The 19027-nt window shown below is 69.8% G+C and carries 17 protein-coding genes and 2 pseudogenes; 14 read left to right on the top strand and 5 right to left on the bottom strand.

The window, feature by feature from the left end:
* Nucleotides 1–85 precede the first annotated feature (85 nt).
* Nucleotides 86–1024, bottom strand: coding sequence for a replication-relaxation family protein (locus tag ABZV78_RS02515; protein WP_355635004.1), 939 nt, complete (start codon nt 1022–1024; stop codon nt 86–88).
* Between the two features lie 440 nt (nt 1025–1464).
* Nucleotides 1465–2334, bottom strand: a complete 870-nt coding sequence (locus ABZV78_RS02510) for a DUF2637 domain-containing protein (RefSeq protein WP_355635003.1) — start codon at nt 2332–2334, stop codon at nt 1465–1467.
* A gap of 863 nt (nt 2335–3197) precedes the next feature.
* On the opposite strand from ABZV78_RS02510, the gene ABZV78_RS02505 reads away from it, so the two are divergent.
* The 8 genes and pseudogenes from ABZV78_RS02505 to ABZV78_RS02470 all read left to right on the top strand — a co-directional run.
* The gene (locus ABZV78_RS02505; RefSeq protein WP_355635002.1) at nt 3198–4442 is read left to right on the top strand and encodes a Clp protease N-terminal domain-containing protein; all 1245 of its coding nucleotides are present in this window, start codon (nt 3198–3200) and stop codon (nt 4440–4442) included.
* A 54-nt stretch (nt 4443–4496) separates the two neighbouring features.
* Nucleotides 4497–4880: a GIY-YIG nuclease family protein gene (locus ABZV78_RS02500; RefSeq protein WP_355635001.1), complete on the top strand. Its 384-nt coding sequence runs from the start codon at nt 4497–4499 to the stop codon at nt 4878–4880.
* Between the two features lie 353 nt (nt 4881–5233).
* On the top strand, nt 5234–6883 hold the full coding sequence (locus ABZV78_RS02495; protein WP_355635000.1) for an AAA family ATPase: 1650 nt from the start codon (nt 5234–5236) through the stop codon (nt 6881–6883).
* A gap of 31 nt (nt 6884–6914) precedes the next feature.
* Nucleotides 6915–7370 (top strand): hypothetical protein, encoded by a 456-nt coding sequence (locus tag ABZV78_RS02490; RefSeq protein ID WP_355634999.1) that lies wholly within the window; start codon nt 6915–6917, stop codon nt 7368–7370.
* Nucleotides 7367–7579 (top strand): DUF2997 domain-containing protein, encoded by a 213-nt coding sequence (locus tag ABZV78_RS02485; protein ID WP_355634998.1) that lies wholly within the window; start codon nt 7367–7369, stop codon nt 7577–7579. Before ABZV78_RS02490 ends, ABZV78_RS02485 begins: the two co-directional genes overlap by 4 nt.
* The gene (locus ABZV78_RS02480; protein WP_355634997.1) at nt 7563–8390 is read left to right on the top strand and encodes a helix-hairpin-helix domain-containing protein; all 828 of its coding nucleotides are present in this window, start codon (nt 7563–7565) and stop codon (nt 8388–8390) included. The genes ABZV78_RS02485 and ABZV78_RS02480 overlap by 17 nt, the downstream gene beginning before the upstream one ends.
* Nucleotides 8383–9045, top strand: coding sequence for a 4Fe-4S single cluster domain-containing protein (locus ABZV78_RS02475; protein ID WP_355634996.1), 663 nt, complete (start codon nt 8383–8385; stop codon nt 9043–9045). The genes ABZV78_RS02480 and ABZV78_RS02475 overlap by 8 nt, the downstream gene beginning before the upstream one ends.
* 132 nt (nt 9046–9177) lie before the next feature.
* Nucleotides 9178–9441: pseudogene (locus ABZV78_RS02470) on the top strand (phosphodiester glycosidase family protein); the annotation flags it as partial.
* Between the two features lie 38 nt (nt 9442–9479).
* Here the strand turns inward: ABZV78_RS02470 and ABZV78_RS02465 are convergent.
* A complete protein-coding gene (locus ABZV78_RS02465; protein WP_355634995.1) occupies nt 9480–10184 on the bottom strand; it encodes a VOC family protein in 705 nt (234 codons plus the stop codon).
* Nucleotides 10185–10371: 187 nt separating this feature from the next.
* On the opposite strand from ABZV78_RS02465, the gene ABZV78_RS02460 reads away from it, so the two are divergent.
* The 4 genes and pseudogenes from ABZV78_RS02460 to ABZV78_RS02445 all read left to right on the top strand — a co-directional run.
* Entirely contained in the window at nt 10372–10800 is a 429-nt protein-coding gene (locus ABZV78_RS02460) for a hypothetical protein (RefSeq protein WP_355634994.1), read from the top strand.
* Between the two features lie 23 nt (nt 10801–10823).
* The gene (locus ABZV78_RS02455) at nt 10824–11021 is read left to right on the top strand and encodes a helix-turn-helix transcriptional regulator (protein ID WP_255352245.1); all 198 of its coding nucleotides are present in this window, start codon (nt 10824–10826) and stop codon (nt 11019–11021) included.
* Nucleotides 11018–11995: an NAD(P)-dependent alcohol dehydrogenase gene (locus ABZV78_RS02450; protein WP_355634993.1), complete on the top strand. Its 978-nt coding sequence runs from the start codon at nt 11018–11020 to the stop codon at nt 11993–11995. The genes ABZV78_RS02455 and ABZV78_RS02450 overlap by 4 nt, the downstream gene beginning before the upstream one ends.
* A gap of 50 nt (nt 11996–12045) precedes the next feature.
* Nucleotides 12046–12207 (top strand): annotated as a pseudogene (locus tag ABZV78_RS02445) (Clp protease N-terminal domain-containing protein); the annotation flags it as partial.
* Between the two features lie 104 nt (nt 12208–12311).
* On the opposite strand, the gene ABZV78_RS02440 reads toward ABZV78_RS02445, so the two are convergent.
* Entirely contained in the window at nt 12312–12773 is a 462-nt protein-coding gene (locus tag ABZV78_RS02440; RefSeq protein WP_355634992.1) for a hypothetical protein, read from the bottom strand.
* Between the two features lie 62 nt (nt 12774–12835).
* Nucleotides 12836–15337 (bottom strand): PKD domain-containing protein, encoded by a 2502-nt coding sequence (locus tag ABZV78_RS02435; RefSeq protein ID WP_355634991.1) that lies wholly within the window; start codon nt 15335–15337, stop codon nt 12836–12838.
* Nucleotides 15338–15680: 343 nt separating this feature from the next.
* Between ABZV78_RS02435 and ABZV78_RS02430 the strand changes: the two genes are divergently transcribed.
* Both ABZV78_RS02430 and ABZV78_RS02425 read left to right on the top strand, forming a co-directional pair.
* Nucleotides 15681–16334, top strand: coding sequence for a hypothetical protein (locus tag ABZV78_RS02430; RefSeq protein ID WP_355634990.1), 654 nt, complete (start codon nt 15681–15683; stop codon nt 16332–16334).
* A 296-nt stretch (nt 16335–16630) separates the two neighbouring features.
* Nucleotides 16631–18958, top strand: coding sequence for an acylase (locus ABZV78_RS02425; RefSeq protein WP_355634989.1), 2328 nt, complete (start codon nt 16631–16633; stop codon nt 18956–18958).
* Nucleotides 18959–19027: the final 69 nt, after the last annotated feature.

Here is a 19027-nt window from a genome sequence, read left to right as displayed (position 1 = left end):
GGCTTCCGGTCCTCCCGCACCCGCCGGCACGGAATTGACGGTGTGAGCAGCCCGGGCAACCGGGCTGCTCACACCGTCAATGCCATCAGGATGCTCGCTCGTGCGGGCCGGGCCCGGTGCGGGTGGGGAACTCCTGGTCGTGGTGGGTGTCGATGTAGGGCAGGTCGATGAGGCGGCGACGGCCGGCGCCGACACCGATCGGGTGCCACACCTGCTCGGCGGGGCTCGCGCCGGTGGCGACGCGTAGGTCGGCGGTGGTGGTGGCGATGACCGCTCGTGGCGTGGTGCCGGCGAGGCGTTGGTGCAGGTTCGCCTCACGTCGCGCCGATGGTAGGTGGAACAGAACCGGCCATGCCCAGGTGCTCATCGCATACAAGCGTTCGTACTTGGTGATCTTCTCGGTGAGGATGTCGAGGCGTTCACGGCCGGTGTCGTATTCGAGGAAGAACGGCACCGAACGGTCCTGCTCGGTCCACACCCCGGCGCCGTCCGGGCGGGGTAGGCCGCTCGGACCGTGGACCATGAGCTGCGGGTCCCCGCCTTTGCGGTACAACACGCCCGGGTCGTGGAAGGCGGACGCGGGCTGCCAGCGGTCCAGACGGCTGTCGGGGTGGGTGCGGGCGTGGCAGGCGAGGTCGATGAAGACCTGGTTGCCGCCGAGCAGATGGGGCAGGTCCGGGCGCGACGTGAGGGATTGCTTGCGGCGGCGGGCCTGGTCCCGGCGTGGCGGCCCGAGGCCGCGTTGGGCGCGGACGTGGCTGTAGCCGAGCTGGTCCAGGACGTAGTGGTACGGGTAGGAGCCGCCGTCGGGTTTGTTGGGTCGGAACCGGTCCACCGCGCGAAGGACGATGAGGCGGCGCAGCCGGCGTTGAGCAAAATCGAGGGACGGGAACAGGGCGGCGGCGATCTGGTCGGTGGTCAGCAGTCCGTGGTCGTAGAGCCAGCCGAGGAGGCGGTCGTCGCGGCCGGTGATGCTGGCCTGCAGGCGCAGCAGCGGATCCGGTGCCAGTAGCGGTTTACGCATGGGCGGCCCCTGGGGGGACACCCCACACATGAGGGTGTGTCTGGAACCGATCGGCGTCGCTGACAGCGGGCCTGACCTGGGCTGTCAGCGAGGAAGCGGGGTCGGCTTGGGGGTCAGTATCAAGGCGGACGGTGAGACGGGGATCGACACCGCCACCGGCATGGCCGGTCACGCCGCGTGGAACCCGGGTTGAGAGGGCGGGGGATGCGGATCGGGGTTGGCGCGGGTGGCGGTCGTTGACCTGGATCAGCATGTTCGTTGCTCCTTTGCGGGTCGGGATTCGATGGATGGGGCAGCAGGTGCACCGGCTGCTGCGCCGCGGCGGGCGGGACGGTGGTCGCTGCGACAGGCCGGGTCAGGTTCTGTCAGGTGGCCGGCTTCCTGACAGGTGGTCTGACCGGGGCGGTTCGGTCTGACAGGAGTCACGGGTTGTCGGTCTGTCACGCGGCCTCCGGGTGGGACAGGTTCGGCGAGGCCGGGGCCGGTGGGGTGGCGGCCTCGGCGCGGAGGACGCGCACGAGTGCGGAGGCGGTGGCGTTGGACAGGTGGTGCCCGTCCGCGCGGAGTTGCCGGGCGAGTTCCTTGCGGGAAAGCGGTGTCCCGTGGGTGGCGAGCGTGTAGGCGGCGGTCCGGGCGGCCGGGACCAGCGCGGTGATCTCCGGGTCCTGGTCCCGGACCGGCGGGCGGCCGCGGCGGCGGTCCGGGACCGCCCGGTCCTGGTCCGCTGTAGCCGGGACCGCGGCGGTGCGGTCCCGGACCGTGGCAGTGCTCGTGGGGACCGGCAACGACGGTCCCGGGGCCGGTTTGCGAGTGTCCGGGACCGCGGAGTCCACGACCAGCAGTGGTCCCGGCCGGCCCTGCGTGGGTCGGGCGGTGTGGTCGGGTGGGGCGGGGTCGGCGCGGCCGAGGGCGATCTTCACCATGGTCAGGAAGCCGAGCGCCGGCAGCGCGGCGGCGACCCAGCCGATCACCGACGCTTCGGCCTCCACGACCTGGGCCGCGAGGGACAGGAACACCGCCACGGTCAGCACGGTCGCCGGGAAGGCGACGCTCTTGCCCCAGCGCCGGTTGCGGCGCAGTTCCAAGCCGGCGGCGATGGAGGCCAGTTCCAGGACGACAGCGTCGGCCCAGGCGAGCCAGCCCGGCTGGCCGTGCGCCGCAGCGACGTCATGGACGTGGCGGAACGAGGCTGCGCCGGCCGCGCCGCCGATCAACAGCATGATCAGCACCTGGATCCGGTTCTCCAGCCGCTCCCGCCTCGACCGCACCTCCTTGGCCGGGTCCGGTGGTCGCTGCTTACGTGGTGCCAACGGCCCACCACCTGTCCACACGCCGTCCGGGTAGAGCCTCGAATGGCGTCACCCTGGTCCGGTGGACCGGTGAGGCAACCGCCAGCCCATTCGGATTGACGAGGATCGAGATCATGTTCGTGCTCCAGCTTCACGTGTAGGTATTCAAGAGCGATGAGGCAGGGCCACCGGTTGCGCTTGCGTGAACCGGGCAGGTTCTCGTGCGGGCGGACGCTTGCCGGGGAGTGCCCGGCGCGGTGGAAGCCTTTGGGCGTGCGGGCGCCAACCAGCACTTCTCTGTGATCGAGCCAGCAAACCGGGCAGGCACCCGGGCGGCGGGTGTCGCTACAACCCGTACTGCAGGCCACGGTCAACGGGCAGGGCAGGAGGGCGACGGCAGATTGCGTCACCAGGGTCACGGCTTACGTCACCGGCAGCGCTCGACGAGCGCCACAGTGGTGTGGCTCAACTCGCCGACGAGTGATCCTTCATGCGGGACCTCCCATCTCTCCATGTCCTCGGCAACACCAGCGCGAACAACAGCAGGCACCCGTGCTGAGAGCGCCCGCGCTTGTCTTTCTGACCGAACACCGCAAGCCGGCGGTGCGGGAATGTAAATCGAGTACGCCCCGGGAACGCCCGCCGAGTCAACCCCGATTCCGTGCGGGCTCAATCACCGAACCATGACGCCAGTCCGGTGCAGTGCAATCCGTCAGCGGCGCGTGCCACCAGACTGGCGACAGACGTCCTGGTCCTGGTCCTCAAGCCCCGCTCAAGCCGGCAGATGCCGAAGCCTCGCCGTCCCACCGGAGCGGCGGATCAGCGATGTCCGCACGGTGGAAGGGCTTGCCCTGGTCAGCGATCATGCCGGGGAGGAGGGCGCCATGATCGAGGCGGGTGTCGGGTTCAGCGGCGCGTTGGCGGACGCGTACCGGCGGGCGGTACGGCACGGCCTGCCGCTGGTGGGCACCGATCTGGTGCTCTGGTCGACGCTCGGTCGGGTCCACCTGTTCGGGCCTGTGACACCGGACCCTCGCCACCCGGCCCTGCGGGCGTTGCGCCGGGGCCGCAGCGAGCTGACTGATCCTGAGCCGCCGCAGCGGAGCAGGCTCGCGCCCGGCTTCGACGACGACATCGCCCGGCTGGCCGAGGCGGAGTTGCGGGAGGCGACGTACAGCGGCGCGGACCGGGCCCGCGCCCGCGCCTTGAACAGCGGCCGGCGGCCGCCGCTGCCCGCCTTCACCCCGGCGGTGCGGCACGCGGTCTACGAGGCGCTGCACGAGGGCGGCCGGGCAGGCCTGCGCCACATCGGCCCAGCCCACCTCACCTTGGGGCTGCTCAGCGTGCCCGATGCGGCGGCCGTCCGGGTCCTGACCCTGGTGGCGGGAAGCCCGGCCGGGCCGGGCACCACGCTGTACGAGGAGGTGCGCCGCGCGGCCCACCGGCTGCCGGTCACCCCGCGCAGCAGCGCTGCCGATGACCTGGCCTTCCTCCGGATGGTGCAGCCCCACCGGGCTCCCGGAGCCGCGGAGCCGTTGCGACTGGCCCTCATCCGGCTGGTCACCGGGGTAGCCCTGCGCCGCCCGTACCGCCGGCACGGCGCCCGGTACGGCCATCCCATGCTCCTGCTCGTCGAGCAGCGGGCGAGACAGCTGGCGGTACGCGCGGGCGCCGACGTGGTGACCGGCGCACACGTACTGGTGGCGGTGCTGGCCATGCACGACGAGCTGGTGCGCGACGGGCGCCCGGTCCGCCCGGACATCCACCGGTGGAACCAGGCCGGCGAGATCCTCGACCGGCACGGCGCCACGGCCGTGCCCGCCGTTCGCGCCCTGGCCGGCCTGCCGCCGTCGGACGACGAGTGGCGGCTCGACGGCCTGCCCGACAAGGGCTGGCACCAGCCCAAGGCGCTGCTCGCCGCGCCCGCGCACGGCCGCAGCGAGCTGAGCGGGCTGCGCGGTGCCAGCCTCGGCGCCTACCGGCGCGGCGACCCGTACGCCGGCACCACCCACCTGCTCGTCGAGCTGCTGGCCGACCCCGCCGGCCCGGCAACTCGGCTGCTGCGTCTCCTCGACGTCGACCCGTCGACTGTCCGTGCCGACGCCCAGGGCTGCCTGACCGGGGATTAACACTCCGGATCATGTGGGATCGCGGGGGAGCGCTGACGCCGGTACCGTCCGGGGATGATTGACGCTGAAGATCTCCTGGCCGGCTTCACGCCTCCCCAGCCGTACACGACGGAAGCCGCGGCCGGCGCTCCCACGTCGCCCGGCGTGCACGTGGTCCTCGACCGCGGCATGGTCGTCTACGTCGGCTGGACCGGGAACCTGCGCAACCGCCTTCGGCAGCACCTGACCGGCAACCGGGAGTTGTCGGTGCTGCACCAGCAGGTCGGACAGCTTCTTGACACCCCAACCGAAGCGGCGGCCAGGCAGGACATCGCCGACTGGCTGGGTCGGTGCGAGGTCCGCTGGCAGGAGACCGACAACCCAGAGGCCACGAAGCAAGCCCTCGTGCTGGCCCTCAAGCCCCGCTTCAATCGCCAGGTGCCGAACCCCCGCCGATGAAGCAGTCCAGAGGGCCTTACCGCTTAGAACCAGTGCCAGACTCTGTCCCAAGCAACGAAGGCCCGGCCTGAGCGAGACATGCAAAGGCGCCGAGGATATCCCCGGCCCTTCGCAGCGATGGCCGTACAGGATTCTTGCCTGCCGAGGACTGTCCTTCTGGTTTAATTGCGCCGCCCACCTGAACCGCCAGCGTTTCCGGTCAGTGCGAGAGAGGCTGATGTCGGATTCGGTGATCCTGCGGCGCAGCTCGCTGGGCAACAAGATCAGCAAAACGGGGGATGCGTTCCGACCCCAGACCATGCAGGCTGCTACGGTCTGCCAGCTCGCGGCGCTCGTTGGGGGAGGAGATCGAGGTGGCGAGGCCCTTTCGCGAGGCGCTGTCCCAGTTGCTCAAAGCTCGATTTCCAATCCTCTATATCGAGTCATATGAAGAGCATCGGGTTGTAGCGGAGGTCACCGCCGTCGCCCGCGATGCAGCACTGGTGCGCACCCCCAGAGGCGTCTGGACGTGGTCGGCGACCGAAGGGCTGATCCAGCCGGACGGTACGGCGAGGAAGGGCACCACCAGCCCAGCGGACGCCCTGAGCGCGGCGATGCGTACCGATGAGCCCGGCGTCCTCATCTTCAAGGACCTGCACGCGGCGTACGGCGGTGGTGACCGGCCGCGGGATCCCGAGGTGGTCCGGAGGTTGCGCGATGTGGCCGCGGCTTTCAAGTCCGGCATGGTCGCCCGAACTCTCGTGCTTGTCTCTCCCGTGCTGCAACTGCCGGTTGAACTCGAGAAGGACGTCACGATCGTCGATTTCCCCCTCCCCACCGAGGTCGAGATCCGTGCGGTGCTTGAGGGGATGATCGCGGCGAATTCCACCAGCGGACGGATTCGCATAGCTGTAGACGAGGTGGGTCGGGAGAAGCTGGCGAAGGCTGCCCTCGGACTCACCCTTCAGGAGGCGGAGAACGCGTTCGCCCGGGCCATGGTGAACGACGGGGTCCTCGACCTGGACGACATCGCCCTGGTGCACGAGGAGAAGCGGCAGATCGTACGCAAGGCCGGCCTGCTGGAGTTTGTCGACGTCGAAGTCGGCCTCAACGACATTGGTGGCCTGGAAAACCTGAAGCGATGGCTGCGGAAGCGGGATGGTTCCTGGTTGGCGGAAGCGGCGGAGTACGGCCTTCCCGCACCCCGCGGCGTGCTGATCACCGGCGTGCCCGGCTGCGGCAAGTCACTGACCGCCAAGGCGGTGGCCGCCGCATGGGGTCTTCCCCTGCTGCGGCTCGACATCGGCCGGGTGTTTTCCGGGCTTGTCGGATCGAGCGAGCAGAACCTCCGCAACGCGATTCGTACGGCCGAGGCCAGCGCGCCCTGCCTGTTGTGGGTGGATGAAATCGAGAAAGGCTTCGCCGGCGGTGGATCGGCAGGTGACTCCGGCACCTCCTCGCGGGTATTCGGGACCTTTCTGACCTGGATGCAGGAGAAGACAGAGCCAGTCTTCGTCGTCGCCACCGCCAACAACATCGAAAACCTGCCGCCTGAGCTACTGCGCAAGGGGCGCTTCGACGAGATCTTCTTCGTGGATCTCCCGACGCGCGCCGAACGAGAGTCGATCTGGGCCGTCCACATCAACAAGCGGCTGACCCGCCCCGCGGTCGCTGGCGAGCTCGCCGTCGGTGGAGGGCTCCTGAAGGAGCTGTCCGAGCTCAGCCAGGGGTACTCGGGCGCCGAGATCGAGCAGGCTGTTGTCGCCGGCCTCTTCGATGCGTTCTCCGAACGGCGCGCCCTGCGCAAGGACGATCTGACCCGGGCGGTGGTCAACATGGTGCCGCTCAGTGTCACGCAGGCCGAGCGGATCAGTGCCGTTCGGGCCTGGGCTGAGATGCGCGCGGTCGCGGCCACGGCCGCCGAGGACTGGGACCCGGCCGGCGGGATGTCCGCCGCCTCGCCCAGTATCCGCCCCCGCGATCTGCCACCCGGTCACGGTGGGGGCCGGAAGATCGAGTTCTGATGCGAACGACAACATCGAGGGGAGGTGCCACGTGAGCGTGTCACTGGTTCTCGTGCCGCTGGCCGTGGCTGCCGTGGCTGCCGCGCATGGCGCGACGGCTGGCCGAGACAGCGCAGGTCGCATCGTATGCCAGGTGCAGACCCGCATGCGGGACGAGACGCTACTGGCCGCGGCGCTGCGCGAGAGCAATGCGGTGGTCACGGCCGACGGCAAGGACATCGTGGCGGCCTGGGACCGGGTACGGGCGAACTTCCGGCGCGGGCAGGACGGCGTCTGGTCGGCGCACCTCACGGGCGACATCGACGAGCAGCGGGCCGTGGACATCATCCGTGCCGTTGACGCCGGCTACGGCCGGCAGGTCCAGCGCGCCGTACTTGAGCGGCTGCGGGAACGGGCTCCGGCCGCCGGACTTCGCCTGGAGTCGGAGTCTGTCGCGGAGGATGCGAGCGTACGGCTGGTCTTCGCGGTCGAGGGGCGGTCATCGTGACGGAGCAGAAGCGGATCGTGCTGACGGTGACCAGTGAGGGGCTGGTGAGCGCCGAGACCCAAGGCCTGATTGGCGACGCCTGCCTCGACTACATCGCCATCCTCGAAGATCTGCTCGATGCCCGCACCGTCGAGAGCGCGTACACGGCCGACTACAGCAAGCGCAACGTCACCAGCAATCAGGAAGAACGCAATGTCGAACACGCATAACGGTGGATGGGTCCCGGCGCCGGGCGCCGCGAATCAGGTGCCCACGAATCCCGCGGCGAGCCGTGACTGGCGGATCCGGCAGAGTTTGTGGCTACTGCTTCCGATTCTGGGATGTAGCTGCCTCGGCGGAGCTGGCCTCATCTACGTCGGGCTGCGCGCCCGTCGCGCGGCCTGGTGGATCCCGGGCATCGTTTACATGCTGGTTGGCTGGGCCGCGTTCGCCGTGACCGGCGAATCCGACCAGCAGAGTGCGCTGAGCAGCGTGGCAACCGCCGTTGTCCTGGCCAGCTGGATTGCCAACATCCTGCACGCCTGCCTGATCAACCCGGCCTGGCTGCGCTGGCGGGCCAGCCACACTCCCTGGTACGCCCAGCCCACGGCGCCGCCTCCCACCTGGCCCGGCAACCCCTACCCTCCCACCACCGCGCCGCCCACCATTGCCGACCTGACGACAAGCGCGCAGGCGTACTACGGTGCGGGTCCAGCCGCGACATCCGTACCCCAGCAGCCGGCACCGCCCGTGACCCCACCGGCTCCCCCGTCGCCGCCGGCCACGGCCCCGCGGCCCCTGGACGTCAACGCGGCAACGTTCGAGGAACTCGCCGCCCTGCCCGGCTTCGGGACGGAGCGCGCGAGCCGGGTGCTGGCGGAACGGCACCACCGACGCGGGTTCGGCAGTATCGAGGACTTTGCGATGGTCGCGAACCTCGCGCCGCACGAGTTCGCTCACCTCAGGAACCTGCTGACTTGCACGCCGCCGCCACAGCCGCCGGCGGGCTATTCGCCGCACGGCCGAGTACTCGATGTCTGATGCCCGTCACCTCCCGCGCACCGTCACCGACCCGGCGCTGGTGTCGATCGCCAGATTCGTCTCATCGACCCGCGCCGAGGGGCCGGGCGAACGCACCGCGATCTGGGTGCAGGGCTGTTCGATTCGCTGCCACGGCTGCTTCAACCCGCACATGTGGAGCTTCCGGGGCGGGGAGACGGTCGCACCGGATGGCTTGATCGCCAGGATCCTCGATGCCAACACCGAGGGCCTCACGCTGCTCGGTGGCGAGCCCTTCGACCAGGCCGCCCCGCTATCAACGGTCGCAGTGGGGGTACGCCGGGCCGGCCGGTCGGTCATGACCTTCACCGGCTACACCATGAAGCAACTAAATGATGCTGTGGACGGGGGCCGCGAGGATGTAGCCAGCCTGCTGGCCCAGACAGATCTGCTCGTCGCGGGTCCGTTCCTCGCCGATCACATCGATACGGTCCGGCCCTGGGTCGGCTCGACAAACCAGGAGTTCGTCCTGCTGACCGATCAGTTCCCGGATCTTCTCGTCGACTTCGACTCCACCCCGGACCGCCTTGAGATCACTGTCGATGCCTCTGGTCAGATCGGCGTCAACGGGTGGGCGCAGCTGGAGGCGCTGCACGAGCTGCTGGAGTCCACGGGCCGACCCGTGCGCGGAGGTTGACGCCGCCAGGTGCCGAAGCCTCGCCACAGGTAGACCCTCCTTACAGCACATTTCGCCAAAGTGTCAGGCTGCGTCGGGTACGTCGTCCCACGGCGCCGACAGGGTTTCGGTCATGACTGTTTCCACTCAGGCCTGTCCCGCCTCCGCCGGGCTGCGGCCCTCGCCGCGGCGGCCCTCGGCGTCGCCCCGGGGGCCCAGGCCGAGGCCGCCGCCAGCACGCTCTCGCTCGGCGACGCCAACCTGACGGTGGTACGCATCAGCCGCGCCCTAGCCGACGGCGTCACCCTGACCCGGATCGAGCGGGGCAGCGAGCCGGCGCCGGCCGACCAGATCAACACCACCCGGGTTCCATGGGTGGTCAACGTGCTCACCATCGACCCGAGCAAGGCCCGCGGAGTGGATGTTCCAGTGGGACCGGCGACGGGGAGCTCCGGTCAGTGCCTTCGTACGCAGAACTCGTTGCCGTCCGGATCGGCCAGCACGACGGTGCCGTCGTCACCGACCTCGAGCCGAGTGGCCCCGAGAGACAGCAGCCGTTCGAGCTCCGCCTGCTGGTAGCCACCGGCCAGGGCGAGGTCGAAACGCTGCCGGTTCCGCCCCTGCTTCGGGGCCACGGGCGGGCCGCCCCACGCGACCTTCGTGCCGCCGTGCGGTGACTGGATCGCGGTCTCCTCGTTCTGGTCCCACACCAGCGGCCAGCCCAGCGCCTCGCTCCAGAAGAGGCCAACGTCCCGGGTGCCTTCGCAGGTGAGCTCCCCGAGGAAGCCGCACCCGGCGAGGTAGTTGTTGTCCGGCTCGATCACGTCGAACTCGTAGCCCTCGGGGTCGGCCAGGACGACATGCCCCTCCTCGGGGCGCTGCCCAACGTCGAGGTGACTTCCGCCGAGCCTCAGCGCCGTCGCCACCGTCTGCTGCTGGTCGTCAAGGCTGGCGCTGGTCAGATGGAGGTGCATGCGGTTCGGCCGCACCATCTCGGCGCCGCTGGGGGCGAACCGGAGACTGAGCTGGGTTTCGTGTCCCGGCAGGAGCACACCACCGGCGTCCTCGACGATCTCCCGGCCGAGCATGCCGGCCCAGAACTGCGCCACCCGATCCGTATCGCGCGCATCGAACGTCACCGAGAGAAGTCGCGAGCTCATCGCCCCACGCTAGGCGTGGGCCAGCAGGGCGACAAAACCAATTTGGCCGGCACCGGACCTCGGCAGGCGCGACCGCGCCGGCCCTGTCACCGGCTCCCGCCGCCACGCGATGTAAAAGTTTCTAGACACGGTGTCAAAAACGCCATACTCTAGGCGTGTCAAGGATTCTTTACATCGGGAGCCGGTCATGACGCATGAGGAGAAACGCGCCTGGACCATGCTGGTGGTCAGCGTCGTGGGGTACGCGGTCTACGCGGCGGTCGTCCTGAGCAGGATCGACGGTGGGCCGCTATCCGCCACCCCCTACGCCGGCGTTCTCCTGTGGACGGTCGGCGGCGCCATCCTCGCGAACATCGTGGCCGAAGTCGCGATGGGCGTGGTGAACCCGCGGGCGTCCCGCGTCAAGGACGTTCGCGACCGGGAGATCGGGCGGCTCGGCGACCATGTTGGCCAAGCGTTCGTGGTCATCGGCGCGGTGTCGGCGATGCTCATGGCGTTGGCCGAGTGGGACTGGTTCTGGATCGCGAACGTCATCTACCTGTGCTTCGTCCTGTCGGCAGTGGTCGGCTCCCTGACGAAGGTGATCGTCTACCGCACGGGTGTCCCGCAGTGGTGAAGCCGACCCAGGTCACGAACAACATCCGCGCACTGCGCTTCGCGCATGACGAGATGACCCAGGCCGAACTCGCCGAGCGGATCGGCGTGACCCGGCAGACCGTCATCGCCATCGAGCAGGGCCGCTACTCGCCCTCCCTGGAGATGGCGTTCCGGATCGCTCGCGTGTTCGGCGTACGGCTCGACGACGTGTTCCAGTACCCAGAGGAGGCGGCACCATGAAGGCCATCGTCCAGGACACCTACGGCCCGGCGGACGTGCTCCAGCTCCGCGCCATCGACCGGCCGGCCATCGGCGACGAGGATGTCCTCGTCCAGGTCCGCGCGGCCGGGGTCGACCCCGGAGTCTGGATCTTCATGGCCGGCCGCCCCTACCTGGCGCGGCTGGCGAGCGGGTTGCGCCGGCCCCGGGTGCCGGTGCGCGGCCGGGACCTGGCCGGGGTGGTGGCCGCGGTCGGCGCCCGGGTAACCCGGTTCCGGCCGGGCGACGAGGTGTACGGCACCAGCCTGCGCGGCTCGTACGCCGAGTTCGCGAGCGCACCGCAGCGGCGACTGGCCCGCAAGCCGGCCAACGTGTCGTTCACCCAGGCAGCCGCGCTGCCGGTCTCCGGGATGACGGCGCTACGCGCCGTACGCGACAGCGGCGAGGTCCGCCCGGGGCACCGGGTGCTGGTGATCGGCGCATCGGGCGGTGTCGGGTCCCTGGCCGTACAGATCGCCAAGGCGTACGGCGCGACGGTTACCGCAGTCTGCGCGCCGGCCAAGGCCGATTTCGTCCGTTCGCTCGGCGCCGAGGACGTCCTCGACTACACGAGCGAGGAGGTCGACCGCGACGGTCCGGTGTACGACGTGGTCATCGACACCGGCGGTGACCGGCCGTTGTCACTGCTGCGGCGTGCGCTCACCCCGCACGGGACGCTGGCGCTGGTCGGCGGCGCGTACGCCAAGGGCCCGGTGCTCAGCGGCTACGACCGGCAGATGTTCCGCGCGCCGCTGCTGTCCCTGTTCATCGGCCAGCGGCTCAGCAGCGTGAGCGCCGTGGAGCGGGCCGAGGACCTGGACGAGCTACGAGATCTCATCGAGTCCGGCGCGCTGACCCCGGTGGTCGACCGCACCTACCCCCTTGCCGAGGCATCGGACGCGATCCGGCACCTTCGGGACGGGCACCCCGCAGGAAAGGTGGTCCTCACCATCTGAGCTGCTTGTCATAGCGGCGGGCCAGCCTCGCCGCCTTCCGGCGCGGCGACCCGTACGCCGGCACCACCCACCTGCTCGTCGAGCTGCTGGCCGACCCCGCCGGCCCGGCAGGCCGGCTGCTGCGTCTGATTGATGTCGACCCTGAGGCCGCACGTGTCGTCGCCCAGCGCTGTTTGCCCGAGGTCGCCGGACCGGGCGCCACACGAAACTGAGCCGGTGGACCGCCGCCTTCGACGCGTTCTGGCCGGGTGGCCCTTGAACGGCGCGAACGCGAGGCCCGAGTGTCGGTGGCCAGATGTTGCGGCCGCCCCGGTTGTCAGTCGGCAGCCCAGAATCGGACCAGGAACCACTCGGCGTCCATGATCGGGATCGGATGGCCTGGTTGTGTTTCGATCCGGCGCAACTGGGCCCGCCCGGTGACACTGACCTGGGCGTGGTAGCGGCCCGGCGGCCCGAGCGTCAGGATCGGGCTGGCCTGGAACTCCAACATGCCGGACACGTGCACGGTGCCCTCGCTCAGAGCCAGGGTCACCTGCTGCTGAGCATCCGCGTCCTGCCGGTCGTCGGGTGGGGCCGCGGCCCAGGCCTCAAGCACGACCCGGGCGCAGTGGTAGGAATCCGAGGCGCTCATGAGGTACAGGATGTCGTCGCCGGCGGAGCAGAGCGGCACCTCGCCGGAGAAGGGGTCATCCAGGAAATCAGCGGCCGCACCGGCAACAATGATGATGCCGTGCTCGGGCGGTAGCAGCGCCTCGACGCTGTCCAGCGGTCCTATCATCGCCCCTCACAGTGGTTTGGGGGGCCGGACGAACGCCGGCCCCCCAAACCATAGACGTCCTGTCAGTCGTGGATCTGGATCGCGCCCGTTGCCATGGCCGTCAAGCTGGACTCATCAAGGTCGAGGCTGCTCGGCCTGTTGTCGTAGATGATCTGGTTGTTGGGGATGGTGTTGTCGCCGAGCCTCCAGACGACCAAGCGCAGACCGTCGGGGTCGTCGTCGCCGTAGAGGAGGAACCCGAAGCCGGCCTGACCGCCGACGGTCCCGACGCCCTTGACCGCTACCTTCCCGGTTGGCGAGACGACGAGCCATTCGAACCCGGTGGACTGCAGCCTCATCTCACCGCCTTCGAGGTCGGCGGCGAGCCTGCCGTTGCCAGGCACTGGGCCGCTCTCACCCGGCTGGTACTTGACGGATGCCTGAATGATCAGTTTGCCGGTGTGCTCGGGGCCCGCCGGGAACGCGCCGGCGGGTGAGGAGATGACGCCGCCGTCGGTGAGGAACCCGCCCTCCGGGTCGTACACGACGACCATGACGTTCGCGGTGCCGGTGCCCCCGTCGTCGTCCGTCACCGCCACCTCGATGGTGTACATGCCGGCGCTGGTAAAGGTGTGCGTCTGGGTACAGACACGGCCGGTGGGGACGGACCGGGTGGTGGTGGAGTCGTCCCACGACACATCGCAGGTGTGGGTGTCGTTGGCGGCGTCCGTGAAGGGCGCGGTGACCTCGACCGGAGTGCCCACGCGGAACACCTGCCATGGCGCCGGGCGGCTGATGCTCACCTGCGGTGGAATGTTGTGGACGGTGACCTCGGTGGAACGCGACACCGGCGGGTGGACGCCGTCGTCGACGGTCAAGGTGGCGTGGTACACCCCGTCGTCGCTGCACGTGATCTTCGGTTGCAGGTTGTGCGGGTTGTCGAAGGAGCAGGTGGCGCCTGGATCGTTGCCGTCCGTCCCCGCGACGGTCCAGGTGATGTCGGTCTCCGCGGACTCGGTCCTCATCGTGGCGTACAGCTGGATGGGCTGGCCCTCGGAGCCCTCGACCTTGGAGGCAACGCTGACGATCGGCCCGTCGGCGGCTCCGGCGTCGCCCCGGGGCACGATCTGTACCCAGAACCAGTCGTTCTCCCGGTAGAGGATCCGGTCATCCCGGTAGAAATTCGGGACCTGGGCGCCGGCGGAGCGGTTCTGGGTCCTGAGCACGGCGCGCACCGAGAAGTCCACGGGCATACTGCGGAAGCGGCGGGCGGCGGCGCCTTGCAGGGTGCTGGCGAAGGGATACTCGTCGCAGTCCTGCTCGTCGGTGGGTCGATCCTCGAGCGGGATACCGGTGTCCGTGTAAGGCCATTCCCCCTGGCATGCCCGGTCTTTCTCCGCGCTGTTCTCGTTCCACTCCGAGCCCTGGTACGGCACTCGTTGCAGGTAGTTGGTTTCCGTGGCGGCGTCGTAGTTGCCGGGAATGTTCTTGTATCCGTCGAGCTTGTGCGGTCTGGTCTCGTTCGGGTTCGCGAACGCGTCCTGGATGTGCTGGGCAACCTCCTTGACCGGGCTGTCGGAGCCGTCGGCGTTGAGCACGGGGTAGATCAGGTGCGGCAGGACGTCGTGGAAGATGCACGCCGCCGTCCGGGTGCCGAAATAGTCGGCAGAGTCGCAGCGGACGAAGTAGTCCAGCGGCTCGTTCGTAGCGTCGTCGCGGACATAGTTGGGTAGCAGCGTCTTGAACTGGTACTCGATGGCGAACGGGTGGAAACGCATCTTGTCGGGCTGGTCCGGGTCGGGGGCGGACGAGAGCACGAACGGCGACCACGTTTTCGTACCCGCGTGGACCAGCCACTCGCCGAGGGTTCGCCGATGGTCGCCGCTCTCGCTGCAGCCGGTCGTGTCGTGATAGCAGTCGATGCCAAAGGACAGGCTGTCCGCGGCCGTCAAGGAGCCGAAGAACACCACGCTCATCGGCCGGAGGAAGAAGTGGAGGTCACGCACGCCGTCGTCACGGCCGTAGCCGACGACCACGAAGGTCATCGACATGAACCCGGGCCGTTTCGGGTCGATAGCCGTCGCGGTGAGGCGGTAGGTCCCGCACCACTGCATGCGGTTTTTGATGTAGCCAACCCGATCGTTTGCCGCGGCGGCGCTGGTCTGGCACTCCTCGGCGAAGTCGTTGTCCGGCACCGCGGGCGGCTGCATCACTTCCCGCAGGACTCCCACGTCACCTTCGTCGCCGCTCTGGGCTCCGAATGAGGAGGCGCCGCGTTGAGACTCTCGGACTGCCTGTGCCACGTCGAAGCCGATGTCCTGATTGGATGCCAGGGCGCGCTTGCGGGCGAGGTCCCGCAGTTGCGCCTCCGATGCCTCAGGTGGCGTGGCCGGCAACTCCTCGGCCGGCCTCTCCGTGAGGCCGGTGATCATGCTGGAACCCAGTTGCGTCGCGGTAGTGGTGATGGTGGGCGTCGCCGGATCCGGCTCAGGCTCCGTTGCCCGAGCGGCAGCTGGTGGCAGGAGCACCACCGAGGCCACCGTCGCCACCAGAGTGGCTGTCCACCATCGTCGCATCCCCGTCATGTGCTCTCCCCGTCTGCCGACACGGACGATCCACGCCCACTGGTCCTGGCGGGCGCCTAGCCTCGGGGAACACAAAGGAGCGACCGCGCACGATACGAGCGGCCGACCTCAAATCCCCGTTGGACGTGCTGACCCGCAGGAGCACGTCTTGCCGAGGATCATCGACGATCGCCAATTGATAAGCAAGAGGGAGCGGAGAGTATTGATGCGCCGTCAGTCCGACACCGCACCAGTAGCCCGTCGTCCACGCTCCAGCACTGAGCTCCTGAACGGCTGGCGAGTGCACTGTTGGCCGGCACCCGCTGGGACACCGGAGCGGACGCCGCAACCGTATGCTGCGGCAGTGGACGCGCAGGCTCCCACCATTGGTTTCTCCCGGGCAGTGTTGGCCGGGCTCGTGCTCGCTGCCCTGACGCTGACCGCCTGTGGGTCGCCGCCTCCGACGCCCGGCACCGGGCCCACCGCCATCGCGGACCCAACATCGCAGGATCTTTCCCGCACCCCGGCTCAGCCCGATCCGTCCGCCTCCGTCATTCGCTGCGAATGGCTCGGCCCCGCCGGCCAGTACGACCCCACCTACTGCCAGCGAGCGGTGGATGACGAACGGATTCGCAGCAAGCTCACCGTCGAGCAGCGAGCTGAGGCGGAGGCGGCGGCCGAGGCTGTCGGCCGGGCGATCGACCGGATGACGTTCGACTGCGCCGCGCCGGTCACCCAGGAATGCCTGGCGGAGCAGGCCCGCCGGCGGATGTTTCCGCCCACCGACAGCCCGGAGCAGGCCACCGACCGGGTCCGACGAGCGATCACCGCCGCCGGCTACACCGACATCGTCGTAAGGCAAGCCGGGTCGATGGATCCGGCACCGCGGGACACCATCGTGTACGCCGTACGAGCCGGCGGCGGTTGCGTGGTGGGCCACCTTGAGGCAGGCGGCCGGGGCGGCGGGCAACGACGCGTGCTCGGCACTCTGCAGAACGGTCAGTGCCTCGGCGAGTAGCGTCGCCGCGTCGACCGGGCCGGGCGACAGCGCCAGCGCCGAGTCCGGCATCGTCCTCGCCTTCGACACCGAGGTGCACTGCCCAGGCGCCGGCAAGCCGACCCCGGAGCAGCAGGCGACCGTACCGGGCTGACCACCAGGCACGGAACATGCCGGTGGGCCGAGACGGCCCTGCTCGTCAGCGGTGATCGACAGGTGACTTGAGCAACTTTCGCTACTAGCGTCGGTCGGACCTGGACAGTCACTACTCGGGGAGGACGTCCGATGCTCCGTCCACACCACCACCAGAGCGCCCGATGAGGGCACGCCCGTTCGCGGCGGCAGCGACCGCCATCGGACTGGTCGCCGCCGGCCTCACCATCAACGGCGGCACCGCCGCCGCCCACGGCAACGGCTACTCCGCCCTGATCCAGCGCGCGTCCTACGGCGTACCGCACATCACCGCACCGAACTTCGCCAGCCTCGGCTACGGCGTCGGCTACGCCCAGGCCGAGGACAACATCTGCCTGATCGCCGAGCAGATGGTCACCGTCCGCGCCGAGCGATCCCGCTGGTTCGGCGCGACCACCAGCAACGTCACCAGCGACCTGTTCCAGCAGAAGGCCATAGACGCCCGCGCCGCCGAGCGCTGGCTGACCGGCCCGCGCGACGGCATCCACGCACCCTCCAACGAGGTACGCGACCAGATCCGCGGCTTCGTCGCCGGCTACAACGCCTACCTCCGCGACGCCAAGAACAAGATCACCGACCCGGCCTGCAAAGGGAAGGACTGGGTACGCCCGATCACCGAGCTGGACATGTGGCGGGCGAACTGGACGCGGATGATCCGGGCCAGCTCCGGCGCGCTCGCCGACGGCATCGTCGCCGCCGCGCCGCCCGGTGCCGGCGGAACCGCGAGCGCCCCGCAGGCCGAAGCCGTCGTCACCGCCCGTGACGGCGCGCCGGCCGGAGTGGGCAGCAACGCGTACGGCCTGGGCCGCGACGCCACCGCCAGTGGCGCCGGCATGCTGCTCGCGAACCCGCACTTCCCCTGGGACGGCGGCGAGCGCTTCTACCGGATGCACCTCAAGGTGCCCGGCCGGTACGACGTCGAGGGCGCGGCCCTGGTCGGCGACCCGCTCGTCGAGATCGGCCACAACGGCCGGATCGCCTGGTCGCACACCGTCTCCACCGCCCGCCGCTTCGTCTGGCACCGGCTCACCCTGGTGCCCGGCGACCCGACCAGCTACCTCTACGACGGCAAGCCCCGGAAGATGACCTCCCGCACCGTCACCGTCCAGACGCCGGGCGGCCCGGTCACCCGTACCTTCTACGACACCCACTACGGCCCGGTCGTCGTGGTGCCGGGAACCTTCGACTGGACGGCGCAGGCCGCGTACGCGATCACCGACGTCAACGCCGCCAACAACCGCGCGCTCGACGGCTGGCTCGCCATGGGCCAGGCGAAGTCGGTGGGTGAGCTGCGGAAGGTGCTCGACCGGCGGCAGTTCCTACCCTGGGTCAACGTCATCGCCGCCGACCGCGACGGACACGCCCTCTACGCCGACCACTCCGTCGTGCCCCGGGTCACCGGCTCTCTCGCGGCCGCCTGCATCCCGGCCCCCTTCCAAGCCCTGTACGCCGGCAGCGGCCAGGCCGTCCTCGACGGCTCCCGCTCCGCCTGTGAGCTGGGCCGGGACCCGGATGCCGCGGTGCCAGGCATCCTCGGCCCGGGCAACCTGCCTGCGCTGGTCCGCAGCGACTACGTGACCAACTCCAACGACAGCCACTGGCTGGCCAACCCGGCCCACCCGATGGAGGGGTATCCGCGCATCATCGGCGACGAGCGGACGCCGCGGAGCCTCCGTACCCGGCTCGGCGTGCACCAGGTGCAGCAGCGGATCGCCGGCACCGACGGGCTCTCCGGCAAGGGCCTCACCACCGGCAAGCTGTGGGACGTCACGTTCGGCAACCGGGCGTACGGGGGTGAGTTGGTCCGCGACGACCTGGTCCGGATCTGCGAGGCGCAGCCGACCGCCACCGCCTCCGACGGCACCACCGTCGACCTGACCGACGCCTGCGCCGCCCTGCGCGGCTGGGACCTGAAGGTCAACCTCGACAGCCGGGGCGCTCACCTGTTCACCGAGTTCGCCCTGGCCGGCGGCCTGCGCTTCGCGGACGCGTTCGACCCGGCGGCCCCGCTCACCACGCCGAGCCGGCTCGCCGTCGACGACTTGAGGGTACGCACCGCCCTCGCCAACGCCGTCCGCAAGCTGGCCGGCATCCCGCTCGACGCGCGCCTCAGCGACATCCAAACCGAGCCGCGCGGCGCCGAGCGCATCCCGATCCACGGCGGACGCGCGGAAGCCGGCGTCTTCAACATGATCATCGGGGTGCTGCAGCCCGGCGTCGGCTACTCGAAGGTGCTGCACGGCTCGTCGTTCGTGATGGCCGTCGAGCTGGGCCGCAACGGGCCGTCGGGCCGGCAGATCCTGACCTACTCGCAGTCGGCCAACCCGAACTCGCCCTGGTACGCCGACCAGACCGGGCTGTACTCGGGCAAGGGCTGGGACACCATCAAGTTCACCGAGAAGCAGCTGCGCGCCGACCCGAACCTGGTCACGTACCGGGTGGGGGAGCGGTAGGGCGGGAGGACCCGCTTCACCAGCGAGGGCGCGGCGGCCGGCCGGCAAGCCGGCCGCCGCGCCCAGCTC

The sequence above is a fragment of the Micromonospora sp. NPDC004540 genome (genome assembly GCF_040610095.1).
Classification (GTDB): domain Bacteria; phylum Actinomycetota; class Actinomycetes; order Mycobacteriales; family Micromonosporaceae; genus Micromonospora.
This window is presented reverse-complemented; position numbering and strand designations above follow the sequence as displayed.

Bases quoted from the DNA above. Each gene is read 5' to 3' on its own strand.
- ABZV78_RS02440 (WP_355634992.1), bottom strand. From the start codon at position 12,773: ATGATAGGACCGCTGGACAGCGTCGAGGCGCTGCTACCGCCCGAGCAC.
- ABZV78_RS02505 (WP_355635002.1), top strand. From the start codon at position 3,198: ATGATCGAGGCGGGTGTCGGGTTCAGCGGCGCGTTGGCGGACGCGTAC.
- ABZV78_RS02450 (WP_355634993.1), top strand. From the start codon at position 11,018: ATGAAGGCCATCGTCCAGGACACCTACGGCCCGGCGGACGTGCTCCAG.
- ABZV78_RS02435 (WP_355634991.1), bottom strand. From the start codon at position 15,337: ATGACGGGGATGCGACGATGGTGGACAGCCACTCTGGTGGCGACGGTG.
- ABZV78_RS02515 (WP_355635004.1), bottom strand. From the start codon at position 1,024: ATGCGTAAACCGCTACTGGCACCGGATCCGCTGCTGCGCCTGCAGGCC.
- ABZV78_RS02465 (WP_355634995.1), bottom strand. From the start codon at position 10,184: ATGAGCTCGCGACTTCTCTCGGTGACGTTCGATGCGCGCGATACGGAT.
- ABZV78_RS02475 (WP_355634996.1), top strand. From the start codon at position 8,383: ATGTCTGATGCCCGTCACCTCCCGCGCACCGTCACCGACCCGGCGCTG.
- ABZV78_RS02460 (WP_355634994.1), top strand. From the start codon at position 10,372: ATGACGCATGAGGAGAAACGCGCCTGGACCATGCTGGTGGTCAGCGTC.
- ABZV78_RS02500 (WP_355635001.1), top strand. From the start codon at position 4,497: ATGATTGACGCTGAAGATCTCCTGGCCGGCTTCACGCCTCCCCAGCCG.
- ABZV78_RS02425 (WP_355634989.1), top strand. From the start codon at position 16,631: ATGAGGGCACGCCCGTTCGCGGCGGCAGCGACCGCCATCGGACTGGTC.
- ABZV78_RS02480 (WP_355634997.1), top strand. From the start codon at position 7,563: ATGTCGAACACGCATAACGGTGGATGGGTCCCGGCGCCGGGCGCCGCG.